The 11,147-nt window shown below is 61.8% G+C and carries 13 protein-coding genes; 12 read left to right on the plus strand and 1 reads right to left on the minus strand.

Annotation, left to right across the window (positions count from 1 at the left end; translation table 11 throughout):
* Positions 1-25: 25 nt before the first annotated feature.
* From ctaD to ACESNB_RS15130, 9 genes are all read left to right on the plus strand, one after another.
* Positions 26-1,708, plus strand: a complete 1,683-nt coding sequence (gene ctaD, locus ACESNB_RS15090; RefSeq protein WP_373008757.1) for a cytochrome c oxidase subunit I — start codon at positions 26-28, stop codon at positions 1,706-1,708.
* 115 nt (positions 1,709-1,823) lie between these two features.
* Positions 1,824-2,777, plus strand: a complete 954-nt coding sequence (gene cyoE / locus ACESNB_RS15095; RefSeq protein WP_373008759.1) for a heme o synthase — start codon at positions 1,824-1,826, stop codon at positions 2,775-2,777.
* Complete coding sequence (locus ACESNB_RS15100; RefSeq protein ID WP_373008761.1) at positions 2,778-3,086, plus strand: hypothetical protein; 309 nt, start codon at positions 2,778-2,780, stop codon at positions 3,084-3,086.
* Complete coding sequence (locus ACESNB_RS15105; protein ID WP_373008763.1) at positions 3,083-3,661, plus strand: cytochrome c oxidase assembly protein; 579 nt, start codon at positions 3,083-3,085, stop codon at positions 3,659-3,661. Before ACESNB_RS15100 ends, ACESNB_RS15105 begins: the two co-directional genes overlap by 4 nt.
* Positions 3,662-3,738: 77 nt before the next feature.
* The gene (locus ACESNB_RS15110; RefSeq protein ID WP_373008765.1) at positions 3,739-4,617 is read left to right on the plus strand and encodes a cytochrome c oxidase subunit 3; all 879 of its coding nucleotides are present in this window, start codon (positions 3,739-3,741) and stop codon (positions 4,615-4,617) included.
* Positions 4,618-4,703: 86 nt separating this feature from the next.
* Positions 4,704-5,396: an SURF1 family cytochrome oxidase biogenesis protein gene (locus ACESNB_RS15115; protein WP_373008767.1), complete on the plus strand. Its 693-nt coding sequence runs from the start codon at positions 4,704-4,706 to the stop codon at positions 5,394-5,396.
* The gene (gene thrC, locus ACESNB_RS15120; RefSeq protein ID WP_373008769.1) at positions 5,393-6,778 is read left to right on the plus strand and encodes a threonine synthase; all 1,386 of its coding nucleotides are present in this window, start codon (positions 5,393-5,395) and stop codon (positions 6,776-6,778) included. The genes ACESNB_RS15115 and thrC overlap by 4 nt, the downstream gene beginning before the upstream one ends.
* On the plus strand, positions 6,778-7,347 hold the full coding sequence (locus ACESNB_RS15125) for a GNAT family N-acetyltransferase (protein ID WP_373008771.1): 570 nt from the start codon (positions 6,778-6,780) through the stop codon (positions 7,345-7,347). Before thrC ends, ACESNB_RS15125 begins: the two co-directional genes overlap by 1 nt.
* Positions 7,301-8,386, plus strand: a complete 1,086-nt coding sequence (locus ACESNB_RS15130; protein ID WP_373008774.1) for an EAL domain-containing protein — start codon at positions 7,301-7,303, stop codon at positions 8,384-8,386. Before ACESNB_RS15125 ends, ACESNB_RS15130 begins: the two co-directional genes overlap by 47 nt.
* Here ACESNB_RS15130 and ACESNB_RS15135 read toward each other — a convergent pair whose 3' ends face one another.
* Positions 8,387-8,947, minus strand: a complete 561-nt coding sequence (locus ACESNB_RS15135) for a YqgE/AlgH family protein (RefSeq protein WP_373008776.1) — start codon at positions 8,945-8,947, stop codon at positions 8,387-8,389.
* Positions 8,948-9,070: 123 nt separating this feature from the next.
* Between ACESNB_RS15135 and ACESNB_RS15140 the strand changes: the two genes are divergently transcribed.
* From ACESNB_RS15140 to ACESNB_RS15150, 3 genes are all read left to right on the plus strand, one after another.
* Positions 9,071-9,553 carry a peroxiredoxin gene (locus ACESNB_RS15140; RefSeq protein WP_373008778.1) on the plus strand — a complete coding sequence of 161 codons (483 nt, stop codon included), beginning with the start codon at positions 9,071-9,073 and terminating at the stop codon, positions 9,551-9,553.
* Positions 9,554-9,696: 143 nt separating this feature from the next.
* The gene (locus ACESNB_RS15145; protein ID WP_373008780.1) at positions 9,697-10,662 is read left to right on the plus strand and encodes an SPFH domain-containing protein; all 966 of its coding nucleotides are present in this window, start codon (positions 9,697-9,699) and stop codon (positions 10,660-10,662) included.
* A gap of 18 nt (positions 10,663-10,680) precedes the next feature.
* Positions 10,681-11,147 (plus strand): NfeD family protein (locus tag ACESNB_RS15150; RefSeq protein WP_373008782.1); only part of this gene is annotated, 467 nt, incomplete at its 3' end.

Genomic DNA, 11,147 nt, shown 5'->3' on the forward strand with positions numbered 1-11,147 from the left:
GCTTTCAAAGAAGAGTAGATCCGTCATGCCAATGGATGAAATCGCCCTCGACCATCACGACGATGCCCACGATCACAAGCCCGGCTTTTTCAAGCGCTGGTTCCTGTCGACGAACCACAAGGACATCGGCACACTCTATCTCATCTTCGCGATGTTTGCGGGTATCGTCGGCTACACGCTGTCGGGCCTGATCCGTTGGGAACTGGCTGAGCCGGGCATCGGGCCGATGCTCTGGATCGTCGAACACTTCCAGGGCGTGCAGGGCGACGCGGCCATCACGCATGCCAAGCATTTCTACAATACCGTGATCACCTATCACGGCCTGATCATGATCTTCTTCATGGTGATGCCGGCGCTGATTGGCGGTTTCGGTAACTGGATGGTGCCGCTGATGATCGGTGCGCCGGACATGGCCTTCCCGCGGATGAACAATATTTCGTTTTGGCTGACGGTTGCCGGTTTCGTGCTCGCCTGTATTTCAATGACTGTTCCGGGCAACTCGGCTGGTAACGGCTTCGGCGGCGGCTGGGTTCTGTATCCTCCGCTTTCCTCGACAACGGGCCACCCCGGTCCAGCCATGGACGTGCTGATCCTGTCGCTGCACACGGCCGGTATTGCGTCCATCCTCGGCGCGATCAACTTCATTGTGACCATCCTGAACATGCGTGCGCCTGGCATGACCATGCACAAAATGCCGCTGTTCGCCTGGGGCGTTCTCGTCACGGCTGTCCTTCTTCTGCTCGCACTGCCGGTTCTGGCGGGCGCGCTCACCATGCTGCTGACCGACCGTAATTTCGGATCGCAATTCTTCAATCCGGCAGGTGGCGGCGACCCGGTCATGTTCCAGCACCTGTTCTGGTTCTTCGGTCACCCGGAAGTCTACATCATGATCCTGCCGGCCTTCGGCATCGTCAGTCACATCGTGTCGACCTTCTCGAAAAAGCCGATCTTCGGCTATCTCGGCATGGCCTATGCCATGGTCTCGATCGGCGTCATCGGCTTCGTCGTGTGGGCGCACCACATGTACACGGTTGGTATGAACGTTGACCTGAAAGCCTATTTCATCGCAGCCACCATGGTGATCGCGGTGCCCACGGGCATCAAGATCTTCTCGTGGATCGCAACGATGTGGGGCGGCTCCATCGACTTCAAGGTGCCAATGCTTTGGGCCATCGGCTTCATCTTCCTGTTCACCGTCGGCGGTGTGACGGGTGTGGTGCTTGCCAATGCCGGTATCGACCATGCCCTGCATGACACCTATTATGTCGTGGCACACTTCCACTATGTGCTGTCGCTCGGCGCCGTGTTCGGCCTGTTCGCAGGCTGGTATTACTGGTTCGAGAAGATGTTCGGCATCAAGTATAATGGCATGATCGGCGGCCTGCACTTCTGGCTGATGTTCATCGGTTCGAACGTGCTGTTCTTCCCACAACACTTCCTCGGCCTGCAGGGCATGCCACGCCGCTACATCGATTACGCCGACGGCTTCCACACCTGGCACCTCGTGTCGTCGATCGGTTATGCGATCACGCTTGCCGCCACGCTGGTCTTCTTTATCGGCCTTGCCGAAGCGATGATCCGCCGTCGCAAGGGTGTCGCCAATCCATGGGGCGAAGGTGCAACAACGCTGGAATGGACGCTGCCTTCGCCGCCGCCATTCCACCAGTATAACGAGCTGCCGCACGTCACGAACAAGGGCGGCCACTAGACGCTTGCGTTGCCGACCCCGTCTTCGGGCCTGCACACGGATACGAGAATCGGGCGGCCCTGCGCTGAAAAGGCGTATGGGCCGTTTCGCTTGAATGCCCCATAAGGCTATGACCATGACCGACGCCCCCGCCACTCCCGCAAAGCGCTACGCCACGGCGAGCGATTATGTGAACCTGATGAAGCCGCGCATCATGATGCTCGTCGTCTTCACGGCAGCGGCTGGCCTCATCGCGGCCGCAAGTGTCACGCAGACGCCGATCAATCCGCTGATGGGCGCCATCGCGCTGCTGGCCGTGGCCCTGGGGTCGGGTGCGGCCGGCGCGATCAACATGTGGTTCGATTCCGACATCGACGCGATCATGACGCGCACATCCACGCGTCCGATCCCGTCCGGCGCCGTGCCGCGCGAGGAGGCCCTCGCCATGGGCCTGATCATGTCCGGCGTCTCGGTGATGCTGATGTGGCTGGCGTCGAACTGGCTGGCGGCGGCGCTGCTCGCCTTTTCGATCTTCTATTACGGCGTCATCTACACGATGTGGCTGAAGCGCTCGACGCCGCAGAACATTGTCATTGGCGGTGGGGCAGGGGCGTTCCCGCCGGTCATCGGCTGGGCCGCTGTCACCGGCAACACGCCGCTCGATGCGTGGATCCTGTTTGCAATCATCTTCTTCTGGACGCCGCCGCACTTCTGGGCGCTCAGCCTGCTGGCGCATGGCGAGTACGAGAAGGCCGGCGTGCCCATGCTGCCCGTGACGCATGGCGCCAAGGCGACCCGCCTGCAGATGTTGCTCTATACGATCGTCTTGGTTCCGCTGGCGCTGACGCCTGTCGTGACCGGTCTCGGCGGCTGGATATATGCGGTCACGGCAGTGGTGCTGGGCGCGGTCTTCATGACCTATGCCGTTCGGGTTTTCCGGTCGAAAGCCGGGGATGCCGATTGCACGGCAGCCGAGAAGAAACTGGCGCGCTCGATGTTCCTGTTCTCGATCCTCTACCTGTTCATCGTCTTTGCCGCGCTGATCATCGAGCATGCGACCGGCCTGTATTTCGCTGTGAAGGGTTTCTAGATGACCGACGAGAAAGAGCCGTACGCCGGCGAGTTCATGGATGCGCCGCGCATGGCGCCGGAGGCGATTGCCGCCCGCAAGAGGCGGAATTTCTGGCTGGGACTGGCCCTGTTCGGCTTTGTCGTCCTTGTCGCTGTGACAACCGTCATCCGTCTGTCGAACACCGACCTCAGCGAGGGGGCCGGCTTCTACTACAGCAATAGTGACGGCCGCGCGCCAGTCGGCGAAGCGCCGGCCCTGCCGCCGGGCATGACCGAGGAGCAGGCCGCTCCGCCAGCGGGACTTGAGCCCGGCGAGGCACCGGAATGAAATTGTCCAACCGCAACATGGGTCTCATCGCTGGCGCCGTCTTCGTCGGCATGCTCGGCCTCGCCTTCATGGCTGAGCCGCTCTACAAGAGTTTTTGTCAGGTCACCGGCTTTGGCGGCACGACCCGGATCGCGACGCGTGCGCCGAAGGAAATCCTCGATCAGGAGATTACCGTCCGGTTCGATGCGAACGTGGCCGACACGGCCCTGGTCTTCCGTCCTCTCCAACGCGACCAGAAAGTCAGGATCGGCCAGCACGGCCTTGCCTTTTTCGAGGTCGAGAACCCGACGAGCAAACCGATTCGCGTCATCGCGAGCTATAATGTGACGCCACATTTTGCGGGGCCGTATTTCTACAAGCTGGAATGTTTCTGCTTCGAAGAGCGTGTAATCGCGCCGGGCGAATCGAAGAAACTGCCGGTCGTCTACTTCATTTCCCCAGACATGATCGAGGATCACGTGGCCGGGCAACTTGAGACGATCACGCTCAGCTACACATTTTTCGACAGCACGGCCTATAAAGGCTCGCTCAAGCAGGAAGCCCGGGGTGCGGCGAATTCAGCCCGCCCAGGCTGAACCAGTTGCGTTTTTGGCGCGGAGGGGGCTAAACAGCGCAAAGCTATACGTGATAATTTCAAGGGGTTTTCCAAGCCATGTCCAGCGGCGACGTCAAACACGACTACCACCTCGTAAGTGCCTCACCCTGGCCACTGATCGGCTCGCTGGCCGTTCTGACGCTGGCCGTCGGCGGCGTGACCTATATGAAGGGCCTTTTCGGTCTTGAAAAAGGCACCTGGTGGCTGATGGCTATCGGTTTTGCCATGGTCGCTTATGTGATGATTGGCTGGTGGCGCGAAGTCGCCAAAGAAGGCGCTCTCGGCGACCATACGCCGGTTGTCAGCATTGGCCTGCGCTACGGGATGATCCTGTTCATTGTCTCGGAAGTCATGTTCTTCGTGGCCTGGTTCTGGGGCTTTTTCGAATTCTCGATCTTTGCGCACGCGCGTGTCGGCGACACATGGGATGCGACCAACCCGCTTTATGCCGATGCGCTGTCCCGTTTCAAGGACTGGCCGCCGGTAGGTGTCGAGACGTTCGACCCCTTCCACCTTCCGCTGATCAACACGCTGGTCTTGCTCCTGTCAGGTACCACTGTGACGTGGGCGCACCACGCGCTGCAGCACAATGATCGTTCCGGTGCCAAGCTGGCCCTGTTGCTGACCGTCCTTCTCGGCATGGGCTTCACCGCGCTTCAGGTGATCGAATACAGCCATGCCGGCTTCACTTTTGATGGCACGCTCTATGGTTCGGCCTTCTTCATGGCCACCGGGTTCCACGGTGCGCACGTTGTCATCGGTACCATCTTCCTCGCCATCTGCCTGATGCGCCTGATCATGGGCGGCATGACCGCGCAAAAGCACCTCGGCTTCGAATTCGCTGCCTGGTACTGGCACTTCGTCGACGTGGTGTGGCTGTTCCTCTTCGCCTTCGTGTACGTTGCGCCATACCTGATTTTCGAGGGCGGCAAGTAAGCGCCTTCAAGCGAACCTGGTTCGATCCCAGGCCCGCCGGCGCGTCCAACCGCCCGGCGGGCCTTTTTCTTAAGAGGCCTGCCCCCATGTCGTTTCGTCCGATGCCCGTGCTGACACTGTTCACCGTGCTCAGCCTCGCGCTGCTGGTCTGGCTCGGTAACTGGCAGTATGGCCGCTTCCTCGAAAAGATGGCGCTGGACAAGTCCGAGCTGGAATGGACGGTGATTGACGGAACGGTCGTGCCGGGCAGTGAGGCCATGGTCTATTCCTATATTGACGCGGCTGCCGCATGGCGGCGCTTCGTCGCCATCGACACGGGCGAGGAGATCGTCTTCACGCCGACCGAGGTGATTTACCAGGTCGAGCCGCCACAGCCGTGCCAGGGCCCCGAATGCGGCGCCGGCCTGCGCTTTGCCGCGCGCGGCCTTTACCAGGTGCCGCGCGGGCGCAATGCCTTCAGCGGAACCGACAGCCCGGAAACGGGCATCTTCTACACACTGGATCCCGCTGTTCTCGCGACGCTCCTGCCAGCTGGCGAGGCCAGCCGCGTGCACGGCCGCGTGTTCGAACCTGACACGATCCAACTCAGCGAGAATGGCCGCACCATGGTCAGCGACAATCCGTTCGCCCGTGTCCGCGCCGACTTCAAACTGCCGCCGCAGCGTCATTTCGGTTATGCGATCACCTGGTGGGGGCTCGCCATGGCGCTGCTCGGCGTGTATCTCGCCTTCCATCACCAAAAGGGCCGTCTGCGGCTGCGCAAGGGGAGCGATGCGTGAAATATGTCTCGACACGCGGACAGGCCGCACCGGTTGACTTCATCGGCGCCTGCCTTGCGGGCCTAGCGCCGGATGGTGGCCTATACGTGCCAGAGACCTATCCGCAGATTGCGCCGCCCAGGCCAGATGAACCTTATGCGCACGTCGCCGCGCGCATCCTGTCAGCCTTCGCAGGCGATGCCATTCCCGAGGCCGATATGCTGGCCATGTGTGAACGCGCCTATGCGAGCTTTGCCCACCATTCGGTCGCGCCGCTGACACAGGCCGGTCCCGGCCTCTGGCTGATGGAACTGCATCACGGCCCGACACTGGCCTTCAAGGATGTGGCGATGCAGATCATCGCCCAGCTTTATGACTATATGCTCGGCAAGACGGGCAGGCGCTTGTCCATCGTCTGCGCAACATCGGGCGACACGGGCGGTGCGGCAGCCGCCGCCTTTGCTGGCGCGAAGCATGCTGATCTCTTCATCCTGCACCCGCACGAGCGCATCTCGCCCGTCCAGCGCCTGTTCATGACCACGACCGGCGCGCCCAATGTTACCAATCTCGCCCTCGATGGCGACTTCGATGACTGTCAGGCGATCGTGAAATCCCTGTTCGCCGATAAGGCTTTTGTCGACGGCGTCGGCCTTTCGGGGGTCAATTCGATCAACTGGGCCCGTATCGCAGCGCAGTCAGTGTATTACGCTACCGCGCAGGCCGCCCTCGGCGGCAAGATCCGCTTCGTCGTGCCGAGCGGGAACATGGGTGATGCGCTCGCCGGCTATGTCGCTGCACGATGCGGCTTAATGACCGGCGGTTTCGAGATCGCCTGCGCCGTCAACGAGAATGACGCACTGGCACGCCTGTTCAAAACCGGAATCATGTCGCGTGCGCCGGCGGTGGCGACCCCGAGCCCGGCCATGGACATTTCCGTGCCCAGCAATTTCGAGCGGCTGCTCTATGAAGCCACTGGACGCGACGGCGACGCCGTGCGCAGCGTCTACGACCGATACAAACAAGCGGGCGAGGCCGAGCTGTCTGACGTCGCCAAGAACCGACTCGGCTGCGTTGGCATCACCGCGTCAGCCGTCAACAATGCAGACACGCTTGCCGAAATGGCGACCTTCGAATCCGAGACCGGCTGGCTGATCTGCCCGCATACGGCTGTGGGCACATTCGAGGCGCGCCAGTCGCCGCGCACCGACGTTGTGACCGTGGTGCTGGCGACAGCAGCTGCTGCGAAGTTCCCGGAGACCGTGAAAGAGGCCACTGGCCTCGACGCCCCCTTGCCTCATCGCTGCGGCTCGCTTCTGGCGCGTGGCGAAGTGTTCGACCGCCTTCCGGCAGACGTGGCGGCCGTGCGCGGCGTGATTGAAGCCAAGATGCAAGCGGCCCCCTGATGGCCGTCCTGCAGCGCGATACTTCGATCACGGCAGAACGCGTAGTTCTCACACCCCCCCGCAAGGCCGACTTTGACGACTGGGCCGCGCTGCGTTCGGCGAACCGTGAGCACCTTGAGCCCTGGGAGCCACTCTGGCCGGGCGACGCCCACTCGAAAGCCGACTGGGTGCGGCGCCTGAAAGTCTGGACGACGGCCTGGAAGGCGGGGCAGGCTTATGTCTTCCTGATACGCAACATTTCGGACAATACCCTCATTGGCGGCGCCTCTCTGACACATGTACGCAATTGGCCTGCTTCCAGCGCAAGTCTCGGTTACTGGCTGGGGGCGGACTTTGAAGGCAAGGGCTATATGCGCGAAAGCGTGATCGCCGTGTGCGACTGGGCTTTCGCGGATCTCCGTCTCTGGCGGATTGAGGCCGGGACGCTGGCCGAGAACAACCGGTCGCGTAAAGTCCTCGAAGCGGCGGGCTTCGAGGAAGAGGGCTATGCTCGCGCCTATCTCGAGATTGCAGGTGAGCGGCGTGACCACGTCCTTTTCGGTCTCGTCAGGCATCCGAAACGCAGTTAGCTTCAGCATGATGGCCAAATCCACTACAACGCAGCCTCACGGCAACTGGTACTGGCACGCGCCGTCCCAGCGCCTGCTCATCGAGGCGCCTCAGGCGACCGCCCTTTCCGACCTGTCGGGCGATTGGTCGATAGATGCGCTGGAGCAGATGCTGGAAGGCCTTAGCCGCGGGCGTCTCGGCAAGGCGTTCGGAACCGGCGATGGCCCGGTGCGGTGTGCCTTGCGTCTTTCGAATGGACGCGACGTTCATCTCGTCGGGGCATTCGTCGGACAATCCGAGGCGCGCGGAATGTTGCTGGTTGGTGACGACTTCCCGGAAATCGATCCGTCCGACCTGAAACCGGGTCCGGACCTGGCGCCTGTCTACCAGCCGATCATTTCCCTGCGCGACGGCCGCATCGCCGGCTTTGAGGCGCTGGCCCGCTGGGTCGGCGCGGAAGGCACATCGCCCCCCAGCCGGTACGAAGACGAAGCGCTCGCGTCGAACATGCTTATCCGGTCCGCTGAGACGCTTGCCATGCTGCGGGAAAAATCCGGCCGAGGTGATGTGTTCATGCATGTGAACTTGACGGCCCGCGACCTTGCCCGGGGCACCATGCCTGCCCTGGTCGAGGCGTTGATGAACGGATACAAGCTGCCGCCGGGTGCGCTAAGGATCGAACTGACCGAGCAGGCGGCACTGCGCAATGTCGGCAACGCGCTTGCCGCCGCGATGGCGCTGAAAGCCGTTGGCGCCGGACTTGTGCTCGATGATTTCGGCACAGGGCATTCGTCCTTCGCCTGGCTGGCTGACCTGCCTGCTGATAGCCTGAAAATCGACCATGGCCTGACCTGCCGCCTCGGCCAGAGACGCATCGACACGATCCTGACGACGATTACGCTACTGGCGAGCCGTCTTGGCATGACGAGCACGGCGGAGGGCGTCGAAAACAAGGATGATGCAGTGAAGCTGCGCGGCCTTGGCTTCGACCATGTGCAGGGGTTTGCCTTTGCCCGGCCGATGAATGCCGAATCGGCCGCCGCCTTCCTGGTCGCCTGATCAGGCGGAACCGCCATCGACTTGGAGGCGCCCGGAATCAACACCCATGCGGCCTAACGCTTGCTGCCATTTCAGGTCGTACTCATCACCGAACACGATGTTGTCGTCGGGGTCTCCGACGAGCCAGGCGTTGGCCGCGAGTTCTTCCTCCAACTGCCCGGCACCCCAGCCGGAATACCCTAGCGCGAGCACCGATTTTCGCGGAGCCGCGCTGGAGCCGATCATCAGCAATATGTCGCGAGTGGCTGTCATGCAGAGGGCGCCGTCTATCTCGAGCGTTGCGCCTTCGCTGATCACGTCGTCGGTGTGGATGACGAAGCCGCGCTCGGTGCTGACCGGGCCGCCGTCGAGCACACACGTGTCGGGCACGCCGAGTTCGGTTTCCACATCGAGTTGTTCGAACAGTTCCGGCAGGCGAATGCCGTCCATCGGTTTGTTCAGCACGATACCCATCGCGAAGTCCGGTGAGTGGGCGCAGAGCAGGATGACCGAACGTGAAAACCGCGAGTCGCCGATGCTGGGCAGGGCGATCAGGAGTCTGCCTGTGAGGTCTGTATTCATGCGCTAACGATCTCCATTCTGGCGAGGCTGAGGCATGGCTGGGAATTTGGCAAGGGCGATCCGGCTTGCGGCGACAGTAGGTCGGCCCTATGTCCAATGCCAAACCTGCAAGGAGACAGACAGATGAGCATCAAGGTTGGTGACAAGCTTCCAGACGCAACTTTCATGGAAATGACGGGCGACGGTCCTCAGCCGCGAACAACAGCTGACGTTTTCGGCGGCAAGACCATCGCGCTGTTCGCCGTGCCCGGCGCGTACACGCCGACCTGTTCGGCTCGCCATCTGCCGGGCTTCGTCGACAAGGCCAGCGACATGAAGGCCAAGGGCGTCGACGAAATCGTCTGCACGTCGGTCAACGATGTGTTCGTGATGGGCGCCTGGGGCAAGTCTGCCGGCGCCGAACAAGACGTGCGCATGCTGGCGGACGGCAATGGCGCCTTCGCCACGGCGCTCGGCCTTGAAATGGATGCATCGGGCTTCGGCATGGGTAAGCGTTCGCAGCGCTATTCCATGCTGGTGAAAGACGGCGTCGTCGCAGAGCTCAATGTTGAGCAGGGGCCGGAATTCAAGGTTTCCAGCGCCGATTACCTGCTCGGCCAGCTTTAAGGCTGCTTGCGTAGTATCTGTTAAACAAATCAAGTCATTATCGGCGCGTTCGGGGGGACCGGGCGCGCCGATTTTGTTCGTTTGTTATTGATTATCGACAAACCCTCCCCCACATGAATAAGGGTTACAAAGGAGAGGGATTCATGGAAGTCTCAACGATTGCATACGTGCTGGTATTCGCCGTCGCCGTCATTCTGATCTTGTCCACGGTCAAGCAGGTGCCGCAAGGCTATAACTGGACGGTCGAGAATTTCGGAAAATATACCAAGACGCTGACCCCGGGCCTGCACTTCATCATGCCGGTCTACCAGAAGGTCGGGCGCAAGATGAACATGATGGAGACCGTGCTGGACATTCCCCAGCAGGAAGTGATCACCAAAGACAATGCGATGATGAAGTGCGACGCGATCGTATTCATCCAGGTGATCGATGCCGTTTCGGCGGCCTATGAGGTGAACAATCTACACAACGCGATCCAGAACCTGTCCCTGACCAATATCCGTACGGTGGTCGGCTCGATGGACCTCGACGAGGTCCTCTCCAACCGCGACGATATCAACGCCCGCCTGCTGCATGTGATTGATGCCGCCACCAATCCGTGGGGCGTCAAGGTCACGCGCATAGAGATCGCCGATCTCAGCCCGCCGGCCGACATTACCGAAGCCATGAACCGCCAGATGAAGGCCGAGCGCCTGAAGCGGGCGGAAATCCTCACCGCCGAGGGCGACAAGCAGTCGGCGATCCTCAAGGCCGAGGGCCAGAAGCAGGCCACGATCCTCGAAGCCGAAGGCCGCCGCGAAGCGGCTTTCCGTGACGCTGAAGCGCGTGAGCGCGAGGCCGAGGCCGAAGCCAAGGCGACCGCGATGGTCAGCGAGGCCATCGCCAAGGGCGACGTCAACGCGATCAACTACTTCCTCGGCCAGGCCTATGTCGCCGCCTTCGAGAAACTGGCGACCAGCCCGCAGCAGCGCACGGTCATCATTCCGGCGGAATTCTCCAGCATCCTCGGCACCATCGAAGGCATCAAGGGCCTGACCGGCGCCGCGAAAGAAGCGCAGGCGAATCCGCGTCCGCAGGGCGGCGCCGTGCCGCCGACGCGCCGCGAGTAGACGAAAGGAAACCGGACCATGGAACAGCTATTCACCGAACTCACCGTCTGGCACTGGCTGGCCCTGGGCCTAGTTCTGTTCGGCATCGAGATGATGACCGGCACGTTCGACCTGATGATGCTGGCGATTGCCGCCTGGCTGACCGGGGCGTTCGCTTATTTCGCGCCGGAAACCTACGCGACGTGGCAGGGCCAGCTGGTCTTCTTCGGCGGGGCCGCTTTCGTCCTGGTCGCCCTCGGCCGGACGCTGTTCTCGGGTCTTCGTGGCAGCGTCGAGGAGCACCCGACGCTGAACAAGCGCATGGCCGGCCTTGTCGGCCAGCGCGGGCAGGCGACGGGCGATTTCTCCGGCGGCAACGGCCAGATCAAGGTTGGCGACTCGGTCTGGGGCGCAGAAGCTGCCGACCGGATGATCCCCATCCTTGCCGGCGAATCTGTCATCGTCGAAGGCGCGCGCATGACCATTGCGATCGTGCGCAAGGTCTA

Origin of the sequence: Hyphomonas sp., from assembly GCF_041689225.1 — a bacterium.
Taxonomy (GTDB): domain Bacteria; phylum Pseudomonadota; class Alphaproteobacteria; order Caulobacterales; family Hyphomonadaceae; genus Hyphomonas.